General features: G+C 70.3%; 17 protein-coding genes. 14 read left to right on the top strand and 3 right to left on the bottom strand.

Annotated elements, in window-relative coordinates:
* Positions 1–38 precede the first annotated feature (38 nt).
* Both ABSY19_RS19160 and ABSY19_RS19165 read left to right on the top strand, forming a co-directional pair.
* The gene (locus tag ABSY19_RS19160; RefSeq protein ID WP_382154803.1) at positions 39–3209 is read left to right on the top strand and encodes an Hpt domain-containing protein; all 3171 of its coding nucleotides are present in this window, start codon (positions 39–41) and stop codon (positions 3207–3209) included.
* Positions 3206–6064 (top strand): response regulator, encoded by a 2859-nt coding sequence (locus tag ABSY19_RS19165; RefSeq protein WP_382163867.1) that lies wholly within the window; start codon positions 3206–3208, stop codon positions 6062–6064. Before ABSY19_RS19160 ends, ABSY19_RS19165 begins: the two co-directional genes overlap by 4 nt.
* 3 nt (positions 6065–6067) lie before the next feature.
* Here the strand turns inward: ABSY19_RS19165 and ABSY19_RS19170 are convergent, their stop codons facing one another.
* The gene (locus ABSY19_RS19170; RefSeq protein WP_382154805.1) at positions 6068–7567 is read right to left on the bottom strand and encodes a cryptochrome/photolyase family protein; all 1500 of its coding nucleotides are present in this window, start codon (positions 7565–7567) and stop codon (positions 6068–6070) included.
* A 65-nt stretch (positions 7568–7632) separates the two neighbouring features.
* Between ABSY19_RS19170 and ABSY19_RS19175 the strand changes: the two genes are divergently transcribed.
* The 7 genes from ABSY19_RS19175 (at position 7633) to ABSY19_RS19205 (ending at position 12676) form a co-directional block, all read left to right on the top strand.
* Positions 7633–8220 carry a YqgE/AlgH family protein gene (locus ABSY19_RS19175; RefSeq protein WP_382154807.1) on the top strand — a complete coding sequence of 196 codons (588 nt, stop codon included), beginning with the start codon at positions 7633–7635 and terminating at the stop codon, positions 8218–8220.
* Positions 8217–8645, top strand: coding sequence for a Holliday junction resolvase RuvX (gene ruvX / locus ABSY19_RS19180; protein ID WP_382154810.1), 429 nt, complete (start codon positions 8217–8219; stop codon positions 8643–8645). The genes ABSY19_RS19175 and ruvX overlap by 4 nt, the downstream gene beginning before the upstream one ends.
* Entirely contained in the window at positions 8642–9169 is a 528-nt protein-coding gene (gene pyrR, locus ABSY19_RS19185; protein WP_382154813.1) for a bifunctional pyr operon transcriptional regulator/uracil phosphoribosyltransferase PyrR, read from the top strand. The genes ruvX and pyrR overlap by 4 nt, the downstream gene beginning before the upstream one ends.
* A gap of 2 nt (positions 9170–9171) precedes the next feature.
* On the top strand, positions 9172–10131 hold the full coding sequence (locus tag ABSY19_RS19190) for an aspartate carbamoyltransferase catalytic subunit (protein WP_382154815.1): 960 nt from the start codon (positions 9172–9174) through the stop codon (positions 10129–10131).
* A 111-nt stretch (positions 10132–10242) separates the two neighbouring features.
* A complete protein-coding gene (locus ABSY19_RS19195) occupies positions 10243–11574 on the top strand; it encodes a dihydroorotase (protein WP_382154818.1) in 1332 nt (443 codons plus the stop codon).
* The gene (locus ABSY19_RS19200; RefSeq protein WP_382154821.1) at positions 11571–12308 is read left to right on the top strand and encodes a lysophospholipid acyltransferase family protein; all 738 of its coding nucleotides are present in this window, start codon (positions 11571–11573) and stop codon (positions 12306–12308) included. Before ABSY19_RS19195 ends, ABSY19_RS19200 begins: the two co-directional genes overlap by 4 nt.
* Before the next feature lie 14 nt (positions 12309–12322).
* On the top strand, positions 12323–12676 hold the full coding sequence (locus tag ABSY19_RS19205) for a VOC family protein (protein ID WP_382154824.1): 354 nt from the start codon (positions 12323–12325) through the stop codon (positions 12674–12676).
* On the opposite strand, the gene ABSY19_RS19210 is transcribed toward ABSY19_RS19205, so the two are convergent.
* Positions 12673–13905, bottom strand: a complete 1233-nt coding sequence (locus ABSY19_RS19210) for a helix-turn-helix domain-containing protein (protein WP_382154827.1) — start codon at positions 13903–13905, stop codon at positions 12673–12675. The two genes, ABSY19_RS19205 and ABSY19_RS19210, sit on opposite strands and share 4 nt — an antisense overlap.
* 241 nt (positions 13906–14146) lie before the next feature.
* Here ABSY19_RS19210 and ABSY19_RS19215 point away from each other — a divergent pair, with 241 nt between their 5' ends.
* The gene (locus tag ABSY19_RS19215; RefSeq protein WP_382154830.1) at positions 14147–16288 is read left to right on the top strand and encodes a PQQ-dependent dehydrogenase, methanol/ethanol family; all 2142 of its coding nucleotides are present in this window, start codon (positions 14147–14149) and stop codon (positions 16286–16288) included.
* A 118-nt stretch (positions 16289–16406) separates the two neighbouring features.
* The gene (locus tag ABSY19_RS19220; RefSeq protein ID WP_382154833.1) at positions 16407–18500 is read left to right on the top strand and encodes a TonB-dependent receptor family protein; all 2094 of its coding nucleotides are present in this window, start codon (positions 16407–16409) and stop codon (positions 18498–18500) included.
* Positions 18501–18913: 413 nt separating this feature from the next.
* Here the strand turns inward: ABSY19_RS19220 and ABSY19_RS19225 are convergent, their stop codons facing one another.
* Complete coding sequence (locus ABSY19_RS19225; RefSeq protein ID WP_382154836.1) at positions 18914–19558, bottom strand: glutathione S-transferase; 645 nt, start codon at positions 19556–19558, stop codon at positions 18914–18916.
* Positions 19559–19656: 98 nt separating this feature from the next.
* Here ABSY19_RS19225 and ABSY19_RS19230 point away from each other — a divergent pair, with 98 nt between their 5' ends.
* The 3 genes from ABSY19_RS19230 to ABSY19_RS19240 all read left to right on the top strand — a co-directional run bounded on the left by ABSY19_RS19230 (position 19657) and on the right by ABSY19_RS19240 (position 22101).
* Positions 19657–20055, top strand: a complete 399-nt coding sequence (locus ABSY19_RS19230) for a DUF2946 domain-containing protein (protein ID WP_382154839.1) — start codon at positions 19657–19659, stop codon at positions 20053–20055.
* Positions 20056–20174: 119 nt separating this feature from the next.
* A complete protein-coding gene (locus ABSY19_RS19235) occupies positions 20175–20669 on the top strand; it encodes a copper chaperone PCu(A)C (protein WP_382154842.1) in 495 nt (164 codons plus the stop codon).
* 7 nt (positions 20670–20676) lie between these two features.
* Positions 20677–22101, top strand: a complete 1425-nt coding sequence (locus ABSY19_RS19240) for a PepSY-associated TM helix domain-containing protein (RefSeq protein WP_382154845.1) — start codon at positions 20677–20679, stop codon at positions 22099–22101.
* Positions 22102–22108 lie beyond the last annotated feature (7 nt).

Genomic DNA, 22108 nt, shown 5'->3' on the forward strand with positions numbered 1-22108 from the left:
GACCCCGCTCGGCGCCCGCGTCAACCCACTGGAAGAACATGCTCGACTCCGCCATCGACACCGACAGCCTGCCAGCGGACGCGCCGGTCGCCGACCTCGGCCCCCTGGCCTGGGTTTTCGAGGAACTGCGCAAATCGCTCGACGGCGCCAACAAGGCCATCCGGCGCTTCGTGCGCGAGACCGAACTGTCGCGCAACAACGACCTGGAGGCGGTGGACCCCGGTTCGCTGCGGCTGGCGCGCCAGCAGTTGCACCAGGCCGTGGGTGCGCTGGAGATGGTGGGGCTGACCTCGCCGGCCCAGGTGCTGCGCGCGATGGAAGCCGCGGTGCAGCGTTTCGTGCAGCGCCCGAGCACATGCAACGAAGAGGCCGCGGGCAAGGTCGAGCGCGCGAGCTTCGCGCTGATCGAGTACCTGGAAGCGGTGCTCAACAACAAGCCGATCCAGCCGGTGGCGCTGTTCGCGCAGTACCGCGAGGTGCAGGAGCTGGCCGCGGCCGAGCGCGTGCACCCGGCCGATCTGTGGCCCTTCGAACACCGGGGCAAGGAGGTCGGCGCGCCGGCCGACGTCGCCGCGCTCGAATCCAGCGCGGCGGTGCGCTCGCTGTTCGACCGCCTGGTGCTGCTGGTCGTGAAGACCCAGAGCGTGGCCGCCGCGCAGCAACTGGCCAAGCTCAGTGCCGGCCTGTCCGCCGGCGCCACCGATGCGCGCTCGCGCACGTTCTGGCGCGTGGCCGCCGGTTATTTCGAGGCGGTGGCGCAGCGCCTGCTGCCGCCCGACGTCTACGTCAAGCGCGCAACCTCGCGCATCCTGCTGCAGTTCGTCAACCTCAGCCAGGGCAAGGCCCAGGTGTCGGAGACCCTGCTGCACGACCTGCTGTTCTTCTGTGCCCAGCCCACGGCGGTTTCCGCCACCACCACGCCCCACCTGGCGGCGGTGCGCGACGCCTTCGGCCTGGGCCACTTGCCGCCGGTGGACTACCACCAGGCCACGCTGGGCCGCTACGACCCGGCGGTGCTCGCCCAGGCGCGCAAGCGCATCCACGCGGCCAAGGAAGTCTGGTCGCTGTACTCCGGCGGCGACAGCAGCCGCGCCCGGCAGGTGGCCGACCAGTTCAGCCTGATCGGTGATTCGCTGCTCAAGCTGCACCCGGCCAGCACCGTGCTGGCCCAGGCCCTGGTGAAGGCGGCCGATCAGGCCGTGCAGGAAGCAGGCAGCGTGCGCGCCGAACTGGCGATGGAAGTCGCCACCACCACGCTGTACCTGGAAGCGGCCTTTGAAGACTTCGACCCCAGCGCACCCGAGCTGACCGAACGCACGCAAGCCCTCGCCGAACGCCTGGAAGGCGTGCTCGCCGGGCGGCCCGCGCAGCCGCTGGATGTGTGGATGGAGCAGCTGTACCGGCGCGTGAGCGACCGCCAGACCATGGGCAGCGTGGTCGGCGAACTCAAGGCCTCGCTGGGCGAGGCGGAAAAATCGCTCGACCAGTTCTTCCGCAACCCGCAGGAGAAGGCGGGCCTGCACGTGGCGGTGTCCCAGCTGGGGCAGATGCGCGGCGTGCTCTCCGTGCTGGGGCTGGAGCAGGCGGTGCTCACCGTGGCCCGCATGCGCAACGCGGTGGACCAGATCCTCGACACCGAGGTGGACGAGGCGCTGGCGCGCGAGGCCGGCACCTTCCAGCAGCTGGGCAACAACCTGAGCGCGATGAGCTTCCTCGTCGACATGCTCAACTACCAGCCGGCGCTGGCCAAGAAGCTTTTCGTGTTCGACGAAGAGAAGGGCGAGCTGCTGCCCCTCATGGGCCGCAGCGTGGGGGCCGATGCGGCGCACCAACCCGCCCTGGAAGAGGCGCAGGCCATCAGCGATGGCGTGCAGCGCGTGGTCGACAGCGTGCAGGGTGGCCTGAGCCTGGTCGATCTGAGCGAACAGCTCGACTCGCTGGCGGATCAGGCTTCGCTGGCCGAGCAGTCGGGCGTGGCGCGGGCCGCGCGCGAAGCGGCCGAGGCGGTGGTCGGTGACGATGCCGCCGCCGGTGCGCAGGCCCTGGTGGGCCTGTCGGCGTCTTCCACGGCGGCCCAGGCGCCCGAGCCCGAAGCGCCCAGCGACGCGGACAACGACGAAGACGACCTGCTCGACATCTTCCTGGAAGAGGCCCGCGAGGTCGTGGCCAACGGCCTGGAAGCCGTGTCGCACCTGCAGGTGCAGCCCAGCGATCTGGAGCACCTGACCACGCTGCGCCGGGCGTTCCACACGCTCAAGGGCAGTTCGCGCATGGTCGGCCTGGACGAATTCGGCGAAGCGGCTTGGGCCATGGAGCAGTTGCTCAACACGGTGCTGGCCGAACAGCGGCCCGCCAGCCCGCCCCTGCTCACGCTCTCAGGCGAGGCCATGACCGAGTTCGGGCGCTGGGTGGACGACATCTCGGCACGCCGTGCCGTGCCCTGGCGCTCGCTGCCCTTCCGCGCCAGCGCCGAGGCGCTGCGCGACCAGGGGCAGTACCTGCCGCTGGCCTCGCCGGAGGCGGCCACGTCCGCACCGGCGCCTCTGGTGGAAGCCACCGTGTTCGTGCCGCCGGAGGCGGCCGAACCGGCCCCGGTGGGGGAGGCCCTGGCCGAGCCCTCGTTCGACCTCGATCTCGATGCCGTGGCCGCAGCCGCAGCCGCAGCCGCAGCTGCGACCGCAGAGGCGCCTGCCGATGCACCGCCCACCCAGGATTTCCCGCCGGTGGACGCCGCCGCCGAGCCGCCGGTGGTGGCCCCGCCGCTGGACGCCGAGCCGCTGCTGGCCGACATCGATTTCGGCAGCCTCGCCGCGTTCTCCTCCGCCGCGCAAGCCGTGCCGGCCGAAGTGCCGGTCGAACCCGAGCCCACCCTGGTTGAGCCCGTCCTGGCCGAGCCCGAATGGGCCGACCCCGAACTGGCCCAGGTGGTCGATCCCGTAGAAGAACCGCTGCTGGCGAGCGTGTCCGAGGTGGTGGACGAGGCGGAGGTGGCACCGCTGCCCGAGCCCGTCGAGGCCCCCCCGCGGACGACCATCTGGCCCTGGAAGTGGCGCAGTCGGTCGAACCTTTCGCGCTGCCCGAACCCGAGCCCGAGGCCATCCCCGACGAACAGACCAAGGTCATCGGTTCGCTGCGCATCGGCCTCAAGCTCTACAACGTCTACCTCAACGAGGCCGACGAGTGGTCCCGCCGCCTCAACACCGTTCTGACCGAGTGGGCCCTGGAGCGCCACGAGCCGGTGCCCGAGCAGGCCGAGGCGCTGGCGCATTCGCTGGCCGGCAGTTCGGCCACGGTGGGCTTCCAGTCCCTGTCCGACATCGCGCGCGCGCTGGAGCATGCGATCGAATCGGTGGGCATGCACCAGCGCTCGGGCCACCCGGCCAGTGCCGGCCAGGCCCAGCTGTTCGTCGAGGCGTCGGACGACATCCGCCGCCTGTTGCACCAGTTCGCCGCCGGCTTCCTCAAGGAGCCCAACGCCGAGCTGATGGACGCCCTGTACCGCGTGGTGCACGACCCGCAGCCCGAACCCGAGCCCGCCGTCGAGGCGCCAGCGCCCGCCGAGGTGCAGGCGCCCCAGGACGACGGCGCGCCGGTGCTGGCGCTGACCGGTTTCGAGGTGCCCGACCGCGCCGAACACACCACCGCCTTCACCGCGCCGCACGCCGACGTGAGCCGCGTGCACGAGGTGGTGCAGGACATTGACGACGACATCGACGTGGTCGATACCGTGGACGTCGACCTGTTCCCGATCTTCGCGGAAGAGGCGCAGGAGCTCATTCCTCAGCTCGACGGCGCCTTGCGCCAGTGGGTGGCGCGCCCCGACAACAGCAGCGCGCGCGCCGAGGTGCTGCGCAACCTGCACACGCTCAAGGGCAGCGCGCGCCTGGCCGGCGCCTTGCGGCTGGGCGAGATGGCACACCGCATGGAAACCACCGCCGAGCGGTTGGGCTCCGACCTTCAGCGCGGTGCCGACCTCGAACCCCTGCAGAGCGCGTTCGACGCCATCAGCGCGCGTTTCGAGCAGTTGCGCAACGCCGACGCCCAGATCATCGACATCGCGCCGCCGGCGCCCGAGTCGGTGCCGGCCCAGCCGGTGGCAGAAGCCGCCCCACCGCCCGTGGCCGACACCGCCGCCATCGGCGGGGAGGGGGGCCTGACCGGCATCTCGCTGCCGCAGGCGCCCACGATCCTGCAGGCCCGCGCGGGTGCCGCCGTGCGCGTGCGCCCCGAGCTGCTGGACCGCCTGGTCAACCAGACCGGCGAGGTGATGATCACGCGCTCGCGCATGGAGTCCGAACTCGTGACCCTGCGCGGCTCGCTCAAGGACCTCACGGGCAACCTGGACCGTCTGCGCGGCCAGTTGCGCGACATCGAGCTGCAGGCCGAGACCCAGATGCAGTCGCGGCTGGCCCAGGCGCGCGACGCCGACCAGTCGTTCGACCCGCTGGAGTTCGACCGCTTCACCCGCGTGCAGGAACTCACCCGCATGATGGCCGAGTCGGTGAACGACGTGGCCACCGTGCAGCGCAACCTGCAGCGCGCGGTGGAGGCCACCGAAGACAGCCTGGTCGCCCAGGCGCGCCAGACGCGCGAACTGCAGCGCGACCTGCTGCGCACGCGCATGGTGGAGTTCGAAGGCATCTCCGAGCGCCTGTACCGCGTGGTGCGCCAGGCATCCAAGGAAACCGGCAAACAGGTGCGGCTGGACATCACCGGCGGCAACATCGAAATGGACCGCGGCGTGCTCGACCGCATGACCGCCGCGTTCGAACACCTGCTGCGCAACAGCGTGGCCCACGGCATCGAAGCGCCCGAGCGGCGCCAGCAGGCCGGCAAGCCGGCGGAAGGTCAGATCGAGATCGTGCTGGGCCATGAGCTCAACGACGTGTCGCTGGTGTTCACCGACGATGGCGCCGGCCTCGATCTCGCGCGGCTGCGCGAAAAGGGCCTGGCGCAAGGCATCGTGCCGGCGGGCACCGAGTTGAGCGACGAGGACGCCGCCCAGCTCGTGTTCGAGCCCGGCATCAGCACGGCGCGCGAGGTGTCCGAACTGGCCGGCCGTGGCATCGGCATGGACGTGGTGCGCAACGACGTGGTCGCGCTGGGCGGCCGCATCGAGACCGCCACGCAGGCCGGGCAGGGCACCAGCTTCAAGCTGGTGCTGCCGCTGACGACCGCGGTCACGCAGGTGGTGATGCTGCGCGCGGGCGGGCTCACCGTGGGCGTACCGTCCAACCTGGTCGAGGTGGTGCGCCGCTTGGGCAACGACGACCTCACCAAGGCCTACGCCAGCGGCCACCTCAATGTGGCGGGCGAGGACGTGCCCTTCTACTGGGCTGGTGCGCTGCTGCAATCCTCGGCGCATTCGACCGAGGTGCATGGCCGCACACAACCGGTGGTGATTTTCCGAAGCGCAGCGCAGCGCGTGGCCATGCACGTGGACGAAGTGCTGGGCAACCAGGAAGTCGTGGTGAAGAACCTGGGGGCGCAGCTCTCGCGGCTGCCGGGTCTGGCGGGCATGTCGGTGCTGGCCTCGGGCGCGGTGGCGCTGATCTACAACCCGGTGGCGCTGGCCACGGTGTACGGCGCCCAGGTGGCCGAGTGGGTGGCGAACCAGCGCACAACGCCGCAGGCGGCGACGTCCCTGGGCGAGGCGCTGGCGCAGAGCGCGGCGGAGGTGAACACGGTGCCGCTGGTGCTGGTGGTGGACGACTCCATCACCGTGCGCCGCGTGACGCAGCGCCTGCTGCAGCGCGAGGGCTACCGCGTGACGCTGGCGGCCGATGGCCTGCAGGCGCTGGAGAAGCTGCAAACCGAGCGCCCGACCGTGGTGCTGTCCGACATCGAGATGCCGCGCATGGACGGCTTCGACCTGGTGCGCAACATCCGCAGCGACGTGCGCCTGTCCGACCTGCCGGTGATCATGATCACCTCGCGCATCGCGGAGAAACACCGCGAGCACGCGCGCGAACTCGGGGTGGACCACTACCTCGGCAAGCCGTACTCGGAAGACGAGCTGCTGGCCCTGATCGGCCACTACGCGAAGGCGGCGGCCGAGGCCTGATGCTCAGCGGGGCGTCTTGCCTGGTTGCTTGACGACGGCGTAGCGCTCCAACGTGTGCTCGCGCGCCACCGCGTGGTCCACGATCGGCTGCGGGTAGCCCTCGCCCAGCACCAGCCCGGCCGCCGCCAGCTCGATCTCGTTGGCCTTCCAGGGCGCGTGGATCGCCGCGTCCGGCAGGCCGGCGAGCTGCGGCAGGTACTTCCGGATGAACTTGCCCTGCGGGTCGAACTTCTCGCTCTGCGTCACCGGGTTGAAGATGCGGAACCAGGGCTGGGCATCGCAGCCGCTGGAGCTGGCCCATTGCCAGCCGCCGTTGTTGGCCGCGAGGTCGAAATCGATCAGGTGGTCGGCGAAGTAACGTTCGCCCCATTGCCAGTGCAGCCCCAAGTCCTTCACCAGGAAGCTGGCCACCACCATGCGCAGCCGGTTGTGCATGTAGCCGGTCTGGTTGATCTGCGCCATGGCCGCGTCGATCAGCGGGTAGCCGGTGCGGCCCTCGCACCAGGCCGCGAACTGCTCCTTGGCGTGCTTGCCGTGCTCGAACTTGATGGCGTCGTACTCGGGCTTGAAGGCCTTGTCCACCACGTGCGGAAAGTTGGCCAGCACCTGGTGGTAGAAGTCGCGCCAGACCAGTTCCGACAGCCAGGTGCTCGCGCCCGCGATGCCCTGCAGGTGCATCTGGTAGGCCACCGAGGCGAGGTGGCGGATCGAGATGGTGCCAAAGCGCAGGTGCGCGCTCAGGTAGCTCGGCCCCTTCACGGCGGGGAAGTTGCGCGCCTCGGTGTAGCGGTCGATGCGGTCGACGAAGTCCTCGAACAGCGCCTGCGCCCCGCTCGTGCCCGTGGGCAGGGCGAGTTGCGCGAGGTTGGTGGGCTCGAAGCCGATGTCCGACAGGCTCGGAACCGGCACCGAGTGCTCGGCCGGCACGCCGGCCAGCGTGCCCGCGTACCGGGCGACCGGGTAGGCCTTCAGGTGAAAGGGCGTGAGCGCCTTGAGCCAGGCGTTCTTGTAGGGCGTGAACACGCCGAAGGCCTGTCCGGCCTGCGTGAGCACCTCGCGCCGCTCGAAGACCACGTGGTCCTTGTGGCTGTGCAGCAAGATGCCGGCGTGCGCGAGGTCGCCGAACACGCGCGCGTCGCGCGCCAGGGCGGCGGGTTCGTCGTCGTGGTTGGCGAACACCGCCTGCACGCCCAGCTTCTGCGCCAGCGCGGGAATCGCCTGCCGGGCCGGCGCGTGCAGCACGATCAGGCCCACGCCTTCCACGCGGTGCGCCCGCCCCAGCGCGCGCAGCCGTTCGTCGAGCTCCACCAGCGATTCGCGGATGAACTCCACGCGCCGGTCGGCGCGCAGGCCGCGTTCGATCAGGTCGTCCAGGATCTCGGTGTCGAACACGAACACGCACCACACCTGACGGCAGACCTTGAGCGCGTGGTACAGCGCCGCGTTGTCCTCGGCACGCAGGTCACGGCGGAACCACATCAGACCTTTGTCGTAGCTGTTCATGGGCCAGGGCGGGGGTTGCCCCTGCCGGGCAATGACCAGCAGAGTAGGCGGCTTAAAATCGCGCCATGTCCGCTGATTTTGCCCCCATCAACCTGACCAATCATTTCCTGATTGCGATGCCCGGCCTCAGCGACGAGCTTTTTGGCCGCAGCGTGGTGTTCATGTGCGAACACAGCGAGCGCGGCGCCCTGGGGCTGGTGATCAACAAGCCCAGCGACATCCTGCTGCCCCGCCTGTTCGAGAAGGTCGACCTGCCCATGGGCCGTGACGACCTGGCCGAGCTGCCGGTGTTCCAGGGCGGCCCGGTGCAGACCGAGCGCGGTTTCGTGCTGCACGAATCGGTCTCGGGCGAGGGCGAGTCGGTCTACGCGTCCACCCTGTCCATCCCCGGCGGCCTGGAGATGACCACCTCCAAGGACGTGCTCGAAGCCATGGCCTCGGGTGCCGGCCCGCGCCGGGTGTTCGTCTCGCTGGGCTACGCCTCCTGGGGGCAGGGCCAGCTCGAGTCGGAAATCACCGAGAACAGCTGGCTCACGGTGGAGGCCGACCCCAACCTCATCTTCGACGCGCCGGTGGCCGAGCGCTACGAGCGTGCCATGGCCCTGCTGGGCCTGCAGCCCTGGATGTTGTCGCCCGACGCGGGGCATGCATGACCGTGAACGCACCGGCGCCCACGACCATTGAAGTCCCGGCGCATTGCCAGGTGTTCCTGGCGTTCGACTTCGGCCTCAAGCGCACCGGCGTGGCCACCGGCAACCGCCTCACGCGCAGCGCCACCCCCCAGCCCACCATCGCCGCCGAGGGCGACGCGCGCTTCGCGCAGATCGCGCAGCGCCTGAAGGAATGGCAGCCCGACGCCCTGGTGGTGGGCGTGCCCTACCACCCCGACGGCGCCGCGCACGAGAACACCGCGCGCGCGCTCAAGTTCGCGCGCCAGCTGCGCGGCCGCCACGGCCTGCCGGTGTTCGAGGTGGACGAGCGCTACAGCACCACCGAGGCCCACAGCCTCGGGGCCAAAGACGCCGATGCCGCATCGGCCTGCATCATCCTGGAACAGTTTTTGAGGAGCCTGCCTTGACGTCGTCGTCGTCACCTTCCCACCTGCCCGATGCCGAGGCGCTCTACGCGGAGCTGGCGCGCGGGGTGAAACAGCTGCTGGCCTCGTCGCCCGCGCCCGTGGTGCTCGCCGGCATCACCTCCGGCGGCGCCTGGCTGGCCGAGCGCCTGCAGGCCGACCTGGGCCTGAGCGGGCCGGCGGGCGTGATCTCGTCGAGCATGCACCGCGACGACTTCGCGCAGCGCGGCCTGGCTTCGAGCGCGCAAACCCGACTGCCGTTCGACGTGAACGGCGCGCACGTGCTGCTGATCGACGACGTGCTCTACACCGGCCGCACGCTGCGCGCCGTGATCAACGAACTCTTCGACTACGGCCGCCCCGCCAGCGTGCGCCTGGCGGTGCTGGTGGACCGGGGCGGGCGTGAACTGCCGATCGAGGCCAACCTGTGCGCCGCGCGCCTGGACGTGCCCGCGGGCCGTTCGCTCGAGCTCGCGCGCGACGACAGCGGCCGCCTGAGCTTCGTGCTGGAAACCAAGGAAGCCTGACCGTGCAACGCAAGAACCCCCAGCTCAACAAGAACGGTGAACTGATTCACCTGCTCTCCACCGAGGGCCTGTCGCGCGACATCCTCACGCAGATCCTGGACACCGCCGCCAACTTCACGAGCGTGAGCAACCGCGAGGTGAAGAAGGTGCCGCTGCTGCGCGGCAAGAGCGTGTTCAACCTGTTCTTCGAGAACAGCACGCGCACGCGCACCACCTTCGAGATCGCGGCCACGCGCCTCTCCGCCGACGTGATCAACCTCGACATCGCGCGCAGCTCCACCGCCAAGGGCGAGTCGCTGCTCGACACCATCGCCAACCTCAGCGCCATGGCGGCCGACATCTTCGTCGTGCGGCACAGCGAGTCGGGCGCGCCCTACCTGATCTCGCAGCATGTGGCCCCGCACGTGCATGTGGTCAACGCCGGCGACGGTCGCCATGCGCACCCCACGCAGGGGCTGCTCGACATGTACACGATCCGCCACTACAAGAAGGACTTCACCAAACTGTCGGTGGCCATCGTCGGCGACGTGCTGCACTCGCGCGTGGCGCGTTCGGACATCCACGCGCTCACCACGCTGGGCTGCCCCGACGTGCGCGTGGTCGGCCCGCGCACGCTGGTGCCCAGCGACCTCGCCCAGATGGGCGTGCGCGTGTGCCACACGCTGGAAGAGGGCATCAAGGACTGCGACGTGGTGATCACGCTGCGGCTGCAGAACGAGCGCATGAGCGGTGCCCTGCTGCCCTCGAGCCAGGAGTACTTCAAGAGCTTCGGCCTCACGCCCGAGCGCCTGCGCTGGGCCAAGGACGACGCGATCGTGATGCACCCGGGCCCGATCAACCGGGGTGTGGAGATCGATTCGGCCGTGGTGGACGGGCCGCAGAGCGTGATCCTGCCGCAGGTCACTTACGGTATCGCGGTGCGCATGGCGGTCATGGGCATCGTCGCGGGGAACGAGGCATGAGCGTGGCCCCCACGCTCCACCGCTGCGCGGGTCGCTGCCCCCAAGGGGGCTGGCCTTGCTTGGGGCGGCCCTGCGCCGCGGCCGTCTGCTTGCTGTGCGAAAGAACCTCCTATGAAAATACTGATCCAGAACGGCCGTGTGATGGACCCGGCCAGCGGCCGCGACGAGATCGCCGATGTGGCGATCGCCGCCGGCCGCGTCATCGCCATCGGCAACGTGGCGCCCGACTTCCACGCCAACCGCACGCTCGACGCCAGCGGCTGCGTGGTCGCGCCCGGCCTGGTGGACCTCGCGGTGCGCCTGCGCGAGCCCGGGCAGGAGCACGCCGGCATGCTCGAGAGCGAGATGGCCGCCGCCGTGGCAGGCGGGGTGACCTCGCTGGTCTGCCCGCCCGACACCGACCCGGTGCTCGACGAGCCCGGCCTGGTGGACATGCTCAAGTTCCGCGCCGAGAAGCTGCACCTGGCGCGTGTGTTCCCGCTGGGCGCGCTCACGCGCGGCCTGCAGGGCGAGGTGCTCACGGAAATGGCCGAGCTCACCGAGTCCGGCTGCATCGGCTTCGGCCAGGCCGAGGTGCCCATCGTCAACGTGCAGGTGCTGCAGCGCGCGCTGCAGTACGCCGCCACCTTCGGCTACACCGTCTGGTTGCGCCCGCAGGACTTCTGGCTCGGCAAGGGCGTGGCCGCCAGCGGCCCGCTGGCCACGCGCCTGGGCCTGGCGGGCATTCCTGCCGCCGCCGAAACCATCGCATTGCACACGCTGTTCGAGCTGATGCGCAGCGCCAAGGGCGGCGGCGCGGGCGCGCGCGTGCACCTGTGCCGCCTCAGCAGCGCGGCCGGCCTGGCCCTGGTGCGCCAGGCCAAGGCCGAGGGCCTGCCCGTCACCTGCGACGTGAGCGTGCACAACCTGCACCTGACCGATGTGGACATCGGTTATTACGACAGCCGCCTGCGCCTGCAGCCGCCGGTGCGCCAGCAGCGCGACCGCGACGCGCTGCGCGCGGGCCTGGCCGACGGCACCATCGACGCGCTGGTGTCCGACCACAACCCGGTGGACAGCGACGCCAAGACCCTGCCGTTCGCCGAGGCCGAGCCGGGCGCCACGGCGGTCGAGTTGCTGCTGGGCCTGGCTTGCACCTGGGCGCAGCAGGAAGGCCTGGGGCTGATGCAGGCGCTGGGCGTGCTCACCGTCGGGCCGCAGGCGGTGCTGGGCGCGAGCCTGGGCACGCTGCAGGCCAGCGCGGGCCGCATCGCCGTGGGTGGCGTGGCCGACCTCTGCATCTTCAACCCGGACAGCGGCTGGACCGTGCGGCCCGAGGCGCTGCGCAGCCAGGGCAAGCACACGCCCTTCGGCGGCCACGAACTGCCGGTGCGCGTGCACGCCACGCTGGTGGGTGGGCAGCTCGCCTACCAGGCCGAGACCGAGCGGGCCGCCACCGCGTGAAATCCTTTCGCGCGCTCTGGCGTGGCCTGCGGGCCACCGCGCACGTGCTGGGTGCGCTGTGGACCATCCGCACCGAGCTCGGCCGCCTGACCCCGTCGCAGACCGAACTCGTGGTGCGCGAGTGGACGCGCCGCATGCTGCTCATCCTGGGCGTGGAGCTGGTGGTCGAGGGCACGCCGCCCGAACACGGCCCGCTGCTGCAGGTGGCCAACCACATGTCGTGGCTGGACATCCTGGTGATGAACGCCGCGCGCCCGAGCCGCTTCGTTTCCAAGGCCGACGCCGAACACTGGCCCTTGCTGGGCTCGCTCATCACCGGCGCGGGCACGCTCTACCTCGAACGCGGCAACCGGCGCGCGGCCATGCGCATGGTGCACCACATGGCCGAGCGGCTGGAGCTGGGTGACATCCTCACGGTGTTTCCCGAAGGCACCACGGGCGACGGCCGGGCCCTGCTGCCGTTCCACGCCAACCTGCTGCAGGCTGCCATCGCGGCGCGCGCGCCCGTGCTGCCCATTGCCTTGCGCTTCGTGCAGCGCGACACCGGCGAGCCGCACCCGGCGCCGGTGTTCGTGGGCGACACCACGCTGATCGGCTCGATCTGGGCCACGCTCAACGCCGACGGCCTGCGGGCCGTGGTGCGCTACGGCGAGCCGCAACACGACCAGGGGCGCGACCGCCGCGCCTGGGCCAACGACCTGCGCGCGGACATCGACCGCCTGCGCGCGCTCTGAAAAAAGGACCCACCATGGGCACCGAAGGGCGCGACCAGCGCATCGACTACATCGAGTTCAACGTGGGCGACATCGCGTGCGCCAAGGCCTTCTATGGCGCGGCGTTCGGCTGGACCTTCGTGGACTACGGCCCGGGCTACTGCGAGTTCAACGACGGGCGCATGACCGGGGGCTTCGCCACCGGCGAGGCTGTTCGCCCTGGCGGCGCCCTGATCGTGCTGTACGCGGACGACCTGGCCGCGACGCAACAGCGCATCGAGGCCGCGGGCGGGCGGATCTCCAGGCCCGTGTTCGCATTTCCCGGTGGGCGCCGTTTCCACTTTCTCGACCCGGACGGGCACGAACTCGCCGTCTGGTCGACGCCTTAACCCGCGTCCGGCGCCTGCGCCTTCTGCAGCCGCCGGTACAGCATGCCGCGCGAGACGCCGAGCGCGCGCGCGGCTTTCGCGATGTTGCCGCCGCACGCGGCCAGCGTGGTTTCGATCAGGCGCTGCTTGTGGTCCAGCAGGGTGGCCTGCGCGTGGTCGGTTTCCGGCGGTGTGGCCAGGGCCGGCGTGTCGAGGGCAGCCGGTGGGGGCGCCGTTTCGGTGACTTCGGGCGCGGGCTGTGACACGGCCACCGCGTGCTTGAAGTCGGCGCCGTCGCTCGCGGTCAGCGTGCCCGTCACCCACACGCCCAGGCCATTGGGCAGGCGCAGGGTCTGCGCCTGGTGCTGGCGCGGCAGGGCCAGCAGGCGCTCCAGCGGCACGCCGAACACCTCGTCCACCGTGTGCCGCTCTTCCATGCGGCAGCCCGTGAGCCGGCGGCCCGCGCCGTTGAGCCACAGCACCCGCCCGCCGGCGTCGATGCCGGCCAGGGCCTCCATCGGCGTGCCCAGCAGCGTGGGGCTGGCCTGGAAGTGCAGCACCAGGTGCTCGACCGACTGCAGCTGCAGCAGGCGGTTCTCGATCGTGGTGGCGTACATGCCCACCACCGACGCGGCATCGAACTGGAAGCGCCCGGCCTCGATCGACACGTCCAGCACGCCCGCGAGCTGGCCGTGGATGTCGCGGATCGGCGCGGCCGCGCAGTGCAGGCTCTGCAGGCTCTGGAAGAAGTGCTCCGCGCCGGTGACGGTGCAGGCCTCGCCGGTGCGCACCACGATGCCCGGCGCGTTGGTGCCGACCTGGCCCTCGGTGAGGTTCACGCCCACGCGCGAGGCGGTCTTGAGCAGCGGGTGCTGGTTGGTCGCGGGCAGCTGGGTGGCGTGGATGATCACGCCCTGCGCGTCGGTCAGCAGCACGCGGCAGTCGGTGCCGGCCAGCGCGGCTTCCATGTGGTTGAGCTCGAGGTTGCCGGCCTGCAGCAGCTGCCGGTTGCGGTTCAGGCTGGCGTGGGCCCGGCTGCGCGTGACCTGCTCGAAGCTCACGCGGTCGGTGGGCTGCTGGTGCGCCGAGGCGCAGCGCAGCCAGGACTGGATGACCGCCTCGCCCACCAGGCCGGAGGGGCGCGTGCCTTCGTCGAAGAAGCGCTGACGCGCCAGCGCGGTGCGCTGTTCGGTGGTCTGGAAAAAGAGCTGGCGCGGCGTGCTCGCCTGCCCGTTCGTGGGGTGGGGCATGTTCTTGTCCTGCTGGGCGTCTCCTCGATCAGTATCCCGTTCATCGGCGCGCGGTGGCATGCGGGTAAGCCCTGCCCGCCGCCCGTCGGATGTTCCACGCCGGAACACATCGGCTTCAGGGAAATCCCGAAGATGAATCGGCGCCCGGAGAGGCAGAAGATGGCAAAGCTGGGCCGAGCACGACAGGCCCTGGCAGCCCCACAAACAGGCCTGCGCGCCGCAGGCAGCACAAGGAGACACGATGAATCCGTCACCACTTGCTTTGGTCAGGTGCCGCGCGGCCGCCTGCCTGTTCACCGCACTCACCACGCTCTGCGGCGCCGCGCTCGCGCAGCCGCAAGCCCCCATCAAGGGCTCGCAGGAGCACATCCGGGCCGCCGTGGGCAAGGTCAACGCCAGCTTCATGAAGGCCAACGCGAGCAAGACGCCGGACTGGCCCAGCTACGGCCTGGACTACGCAGAGACGCGCCACTCCAGGCTCAACCAGATCAGCACCGCCAACGTGAAGGACCTGGGCCTGGTCTGGTCCTACAACCTCGAATCCTCGCGCGGGGTGGAGTCCACGCCGCTGGTGGTCGACGGCATCATGTACGTCACCGCCTCCTGGAGCATCGTGCACGCGGTGGACGTGCGCACCGGCAAGCGCCTGTGGACCTTCGACCCCAAGGTCTCGCGCGAGGCGGGCTACAAGGGCTGCTGCGACGTGGTCAACCGCGGCGTGGCGCTGCACGAGGGCAAGGTCTTCGTGGCGGCCTACGACGGCCGGCTGATCGCGATCGACGCGGCCACCGGCGAACAGGTGTGGTCCAAGGACACCATCATCGACCGCAAGTTCAGCTACACCATCACCGGCGCGCCGCGCGTCTTCAAGGGCAAGGTGATCATCGGCAACGGCGGCGCGGAGTACGGCGTGCGCGGCTACATCACCGCCTACGACGCCAAGACCGGTGATCAGAAGTGGCGCTGGTTCACCGTGCCGGGCGACCCGAGCAAGCCGTTCGAGGACGAGTCCATGGCCAAGGCCGCCAAGACCTGGGACCCGGCCGGCAAGTGGTGGGAAGCCGGTGGCGGCGGCACGGCCTGGGACACCATGACCTTCGATCCCGAGCTCAACCTGATGTACATCGGCACCGGCAACGGCTCGCCCTGGGCGCGCAGCAAGCGCAGCCCGGCCGGCGGCGACAACCTCTACCTCGCGTCCATCGTCGCGCTCAACCCCGACACCGGCAAGTACGTCTGGCACTACCAGGAAACCCCGGGCGACAACTGGGACTTCACGTCCACGCAGCCCATGATCCTGGCCGACATCAAGCTCGAGAACAAGCCGCGCAAGGTGATCCTGCACGCGCCCAAGAACGGCTTCTTCTTCGTGATCGACCGCACCAACGGCAAGTTCATCTCGGCCAAGAACTTCGTGGACGTGAACTGGGCCACCGGGTACGACAAGAACGGCCGCCCGATCGAGACCCCGGCCGCGCGCACCGCCGACCGGCCGCGCGAGATCATCCCCAGCGCGTTCGGCGCGCGCAACTGGCACTCCATGTCGTACAACCCGGCCACCGGCCTGGTCTACATGCCGGTGCAGGGCGTGCCGCTCACGCTGATGGACAACAAGGACTGGAAGTTCAACGCCGACCGGCCCGGTGAACCGCACGCCAACATGGGCTGGAACCTGGCCACCTTCGCCAACGTGGAGCCGCCCTCGAGCAAACCCTTCGGCCGCCTGGTGGCCTGGGACCCGGTGCAGCAGAAGGCGCGCTGGACGCAGGAGCAGATCTCGCCCTGGAACGGTGGCACGCTCACCACGGCCGGCAACCTGGTGTTCCAGGGCACGGCCGACGGCCGCTTCATCGCCTACAACGCGACCAGCGGCGAGAAGCTGTGGGAAACGCCCACCGGCACCGGCGTGATCGCCGCGCCTTCGACCTACATGGTCGACGGCAAGCAGTACGTGTCGATCGCGGTGGGCTGGGGCGGGGTCTATGGCCTGGCGCAGCGTGCCACCGACCGCCAGGGCCCGGGTACGGTCTACACCTTCGCCGTGGGCGGCAAGGCGCAGCCGCCGGCCTTCGTGAACTACCAGCTCGGCAAGCTCGTGGCCGGCGTGAAGTACGACCCGGCCCAGGTGCCGGCCGGCACCGCGCTGTACGTGAGCAACTGCGTGTTCTGCCACGGCGTGCCGGGGGTGGACCGGGGCGGCAACATCCCCAACCTGGGTTACATGGATTCGGCCTTCATCGAGAATCTCGACAAGTTCGTGTTCGCCGGTCCGGCCATGGCACGCGGCATGCCCGATTTCACAGGCAAACTCAGCCAAGACGATGTCCAGAAAATCAAGGCGTTCATCCAAGGCACGGCCGATGCCATTCGGCCGAAGCAGTAGCGCCCCCATGCTCCGCCGCCTCGCGGGTCGCTGTCCCCCGGGGGGGCTGGGCCTGCCTTGGGGCGGCCCGGCGGCTGGCCCGGTCGCTGCGGGCTGGCTTTTGTGGGGTGCCTGCGCCTTGTTTGCACCGCCCGCGCTGGCCCAGCCGGACGGCGACACCGCCGGCGCGCTCGCGCCCGTGGTGATCACCGGCGGCTCGGCCTGGCAGCAACGCTGGCTGGCGCCGGGCTCGGTCGAGGTGGTGGATGGCGAGGAACTGCGCGCGGGCCAGTTGCAGATCAACCTCTCCGAGGGCCTGGGCCGCGTGCCCGGCCTGGTGGTGCGCAACCGGCAGAACTACGCGCAGGACCTGCAGATCTCCATGCGCGGCTACGGCGCGCGCGCGCCCTTCGGTGTGCGCGGCGTGCGCCTGTACGTGGACGGCATTCCGGCCAGCGCGCCCGACGGGCAGGGCCAGGCGGCGAACTTCCCCATCGGCAGCGCCGACCGCATCGAGGTCATCCGTGGTCCGTTCTCGGCGCTGTACGGCGCCTCGGCCGGTGGCGTGATCGCGCTCTACACGCTGGATGGCCAGCGCCCCACCGAGTGGCGCACCGGCGTGGCGGCCGGCTCCAATGGGCTGTGGCGCTTCTCCACCCAGCTCACCGGGCAGACCGGCAGCGCCGAGCGGCCGGGCTGGTCGTACACCCTGGACGCGGGCAAGTTCGCCACCGACGGCGAGCGCCCGCAATCCGCCGCTTCGCGCAGCACGGGCAACCTCAAGCTCAGCCGCGCGCACGACGGCGGGCGCACGGTGCTCGTGCTCAACCGCCAGAGCAGCCAGGCGCTGGACCCGCTGGGCCTCACGCGCGCCGAGTTCGACGCCGACCCCGGCCAGACCACGGCGGCGGCCACGCAGTTCAACACGCGCAAGAGCGTCTCGCAGACGCAGGTGGGACTGGCCTGGGAGCAGGCGCTGGGGCAGGGCCACCGCATCGAACTCATGGGCTACGGCGGCCAGCGCGCCGTGCGCCAGTTCCAGGCCATTCCCACCGGCGCGCAGATTCCGGCCGGCAGCGCGGGCGGCGTGATCGACCTGGACCGCGACTACTGGGGCTGGAACGCGCGCTGGCGCCTGGACCGCAGCTACGACAGCGGCCGCCTCACCGTGGCCGCCGGCATCGCCTCGGACCGGCAGACCGAGGACCGCCTGGGGTACGAGAACTTCATCGGCGCCGCGCTGGGCGTGCAGGGCCGCTTGCGGCGCGACGAGACCAACCGCGCCAGCACCTTCGACCCTTATGTGCAGGCCGAGTGGCGCACACCGGCGACCACGTTCCTGGCCGGGCTGCGGCACTCGCGCGTGCGCTTCACCTCGGCCGACCGTTACATCGTGGCGGGCAACCCGAACGACAGTGGAGCGGCGGACTACGACGGCTTCAGCCCGGTGCTGGGCATCCGCCGGGAGATCACGCCGCAGCTGCAGGCGTTCGCGAGCGTGGGGCGCGGTTTGGAGACCCCCACGCTCAACGAGGTGGCCTACCGCGCCTCGGGGCTGACGGGGCTCAACCCCTCGTTGAACGCCTCGCGCAGCCTGAGCGCCGAGACGGGTTTGCGGGGGCGCCAGGCTTGGGGCAGCTGGAGCGCCACGCTGTTCGAGACGCGCACGAAGGACGAGATCGTGGTGTTGTCGAACACGGGGGGGCGGTCCACGTTCCAGAACGCGGGGCGCACGCGCCGCCACGGTGTGGAGCTGGCGGGGGTGATGCAGTGGGGGAAATTCACCGTGACGCCGGCGTACACGTGGATGGACGCGACTTACCGCGATGGTTTCCTGACCTGTGTGGCCACGCCGTGCGCGGTGCCGAATGTGCCGGTGGCGGCGGGCAACCGCCTGCCGGGCTTGGCGAAGCAGCAGGCGTATCTGCAGGTGGCGTGGGAGCCGGGGTGGGCCAACAGTGTGTTCACGCTGGAGGCGTTGCACACGGGGCGCATGGCGGTGAACGACCGCAACACGGATTTCACGTCCGCGAGCACGGTGTTCAACCTGGGGGTGCGGTTCGAGCAGAACCGGGGCGACTGGACCTGGCGGGAGTTCGTGCGCATCGACAACGTGAGCGACCGTTCTTATGCGGGGTCGGTGATCGTGAATGAGGGGAACAACCGGTTCTTCGAGTCTGGGGGTGGGCGGTCCCTGTACGTCGGCTTTGAGTTGGTGCGGCGGTTTCCCTGAGGTTGGTGGGTGCTCGTGGGGTTTCCGGCGGGGACCTCGCGTCAGGCCAGTGGCGGTGCCCGCAGGCCTCCGGCCGCTCGCGGGTGTCTGCCCGGGCGCGCACAGATCGCGTCGTCAACACCATCCCCGCACTCCTCCCTTTGTGGCAACCGCGAATGGGGCCTGCGCCTGCGGGCACCGCCACTGTCCTGCGAACAAACGCTGGCATGCAAAGGGGCGCGCGCCGACTTTGCTTGTAGGTGGGTGGGTAAGGGGTGTTTGGGCGCAGGCCCCATTCGCGGTTGCCACAGAGCGAGCGTGCCAACCAAAGTGTTGACGAAGCGGTGAAGGCGAACCCGGGCAGCCACCCGCGAGCGGCCGGAGCCCAAACACCCCTTACCCACCCGCCCCGCCCACCAAAGCAGAACAAAAAATCAGCCCTTGGACCGCCCCAGCATCAACTCGGTGTTCGCCTTGCGATCCGCATTCACCTTCTGCACAGCAGGCCGCTCGCCCAGCTTCTTCAGGTACTCCCTAGCCGGCGTATCGGCCAGGAAATCGCGGCCGTAGATGATCTTGGTCGCGCTGCTCACCAGCGGAAGGTGCACCGCCGCCGCGCAATCCGCCAACGTGAACTGCGAACCCGCGATGAACGGCGAATACTTCGTCAGCTTCGAAAACCCCGCCACGTTCTTCTCCAGCTGCTGGCCGATCTTCTCCTTCGCCGACTCGCTCACCTTGCCGCCGAAAAACGCCTCGGGATACAGGTTGCGCGCCACCAGCTCCAGATGCAGCTCCAGATACCGCACCAACTCCCGCACCTTCGCCGCCTCGAACGCATCGCGCGGAAACAGCGGCACCTCGGGAAAAGCGTCCTCGATGTACTCCAGAATCACCGTCGACTCCGACAGCGCCCCCTTGTCCGTCTTCAGGTAAGGCACCTTGCCCAGCGGACTGCAGGCCTTGTCCGTCTCGCCGATCCAGGCCAACTCCTCCTCGAACGCCACGCCCTTCTCGAGCAGCGCGAGCTTGACCTTGTTGTAGTAATTGCTGGCCGAAAAGCCGCAAAGTTTGAGCATGTCTGTCTCCTGTTGGGGGTTGTGCGCACCATCGTAGCCCCGGGGCATCCGCCCACGCGTCCCGCAGTTGACGGGCCCGGCTGATAAACTGCCCCGCCATGCGCTTCCCCCGCACCACCCACCGATTCGCCGCCTGGCTGGCCATGCTCGCCATGCTGCTGGGCGCGCTCGCGCCCACCGTGGCGCAGGCGGTGGTCGCCGCGCAAGGCGGCCCCGGCTGGGTGCAGGTCTGCAGCGCCAGCGGCATGGTCTGGGTGCAGGCCGATGCCATCGACGGCGACAACGCCGCCATGGCCGATGTCGGCAAGTCCATGGCCGACGCCTCGCGCCACTGCCCCTGGTGCAACCTGCACGGCGCCGTCGGCCTGCCGCCCGCATCGTCCATGCCCACCCTGGCGCTCGCGCCCCGCGCCGAGCCCCCGCCCGAGCCCTTCCGCTCGGCCCTGCCCGCGCCACCCTGGCCCGCCGCGCAGTCGCGCGCCCCGCCCACGGCCTGACGCACCCCACCGGCCCGCGCCCATGCGCGGACTGCCTCTCCGCCCAAGCCCCTGTCGCCGCCCCGCCGCGGCCCGGGCCGGGCGAACCCGATCAATGCTTTTCGATGGACGACTCCACGATGAAATCCCTGCTCATCTCCACCCTGCTGGCCGTGACGGCCAGCGCCTGGGCGCAAGCGCCCGCCAATGCTCCCGTCGAGGTGAAAGACGCCTGGGTGCGCGCCACCGTCGCGCAACAGAAATCCACCGGCGCCTTCATGCAACTCACCGCCAAGGCCGACACCCGCGTGGTGGAAGCCCGCTCGCCCATCGCGGGCGTGGCCCAGATCCACGAAATGGCCATGGACAAGGACGTGATGCGCATGCGCGAGGTCAAGGGCCTGGCGCTGCCCGCCGGCCAGGCCATCGAGCTCAAGCCCGGTGGTTACCACGTGATGCTGCTGGACCTCAAGGGCCAGGTGAAGGCCGGTGACGTGGTGCCCGTGACGCTGGTGCTCGAAGGCAAGGACGGCCAGCGCAGCACGCTGGAAGTCAAGGCCACGGCGCGCGCGCTCGGTGGCACCAGTGCGGCACCGGCCGCCGCGGCCGAAGACCACGGCAAGCACAAGCACTGAGGCGGCCATGAAAGCCGTTGCTGAACGCGCGTCCGCGCTGGCGGACGCGGGGACGAAGCCGTCCTCGCATTCCAGTTTCCATGCCGTGGCCTGGCGCTGGCACTTCTACGCCGGCCTCTACGTCGTGCCCTTTCTGCTCATGCTGGCCCTCACCGGGCTGGTCATGGTGTTCTTCACCGGTTTCCAGACCCGCCTCGGGCCGGTGGTGACGGTGAATCCGATGGACCACGCGCCGCTGCCCGTGAGCGCGCAGGCGAAGGCCGTGCTCGAACTGCGCTCGCAGGCCACGCTGCGCGAGTACATCGCGCCGGCCACGCCCGACCGCGCGAGCTGGTTCGTCGTCGCGCGCGACGGCACCACCGAAGCGGTGGCGGTGGACCCGTACACCGCGCAGGTGCTGCAGCTGGTGGACAAGGACCAGACCTGGTTCGCCTGGGCCGAGAAGATCCACGGCACGCTGCTGCTGGGCGACGTGGGCGACCGCCTGATCGAGATCGCGGCGGGCCTGGCCATCGTGATGGTCGTCACCGGTTTCTACCTCTGGTGGCCGCGCGGCGGCACGCGCTGGGCCCAGGTGCTGCTGCCCGACCTGCGCATGAGAGGCCGCCTGTGGTGGCGTTCGCTGCACGCCAGCCTGGGCTTCTGGCTCGGCGCGGTGCTGCTGGTGTTCCTGCTCACGGGGCTGTCCTGGACGGGCGTGTGGGGCGCGAAGTTCGCTCAGCCCTGGGGCAGTTTCCCCGCCGCCAAGTGGGACGCCGTGCCGCTGTCGGACGCCACGCACGCCACGCTCAACGCCGGCGGCACGCACGAGGTGCCCTGGGGCCTGGCGCAGACGCCGCTGCCGGTCTCGGGTTCGCCGGGCGGCGCGGTGGGCGTGCCCGCCGGCCAGCCGGTGGACCTGGACAGCGTGGCCGCGCTCGCGAAGCGGCTCGGCTTCACGGGCCAGCACCACATCCAGCTGCCGCAAGGCGATGCCGGCGTGTACACCCTGTCGGCCGACACCATGAGCGGCGACCTGGACCGCCCGACGCAGGACCGCACGGTGCACGTGGACCGCTACACCGGCCGCGTGCTGGCCGAGGCGGCCTATGCCGACTACCCGCTGCTGGCCAAGGCCATGGCGGTGGGCATCGCGCTGCACCAGGGCGACCTGGGGCTGTGGAACGCCGTGCTCAACGTGCTGTTCTGCCTGGCCATCGTGTTCCTGTGCGCCAGCGGCATCGTGGTGTGGTGGAAGCGCCGGCCCAAGGGCAGCTGGCGACTGGTGGCGCCGCCCGCGCCGCGCGACCCGTCGCTGTGGAAGGGCGGGGCGCTGGTGATGTGCGCGCTGGCGCTGGCCTTCCCGCTCAGCGGGGCGGTGCTTCTCGGCGTGCTGCTGCTCGACTGGCTGGTGGTCTCGCGCCTGCCGGCGCTGCGGACCGCGCTGGGCTGATCGATCG

It is taken from the genome of Hydrogenophaga sp. ANAO-22 (assembly GCF_042466645.1).
Taxonomy (GTDB): Bacteria; Pseudomonadota; Gammaproteobacteria; order Burkholderiales; family Burkholderiaceae_C; genus Hydrogenophaga.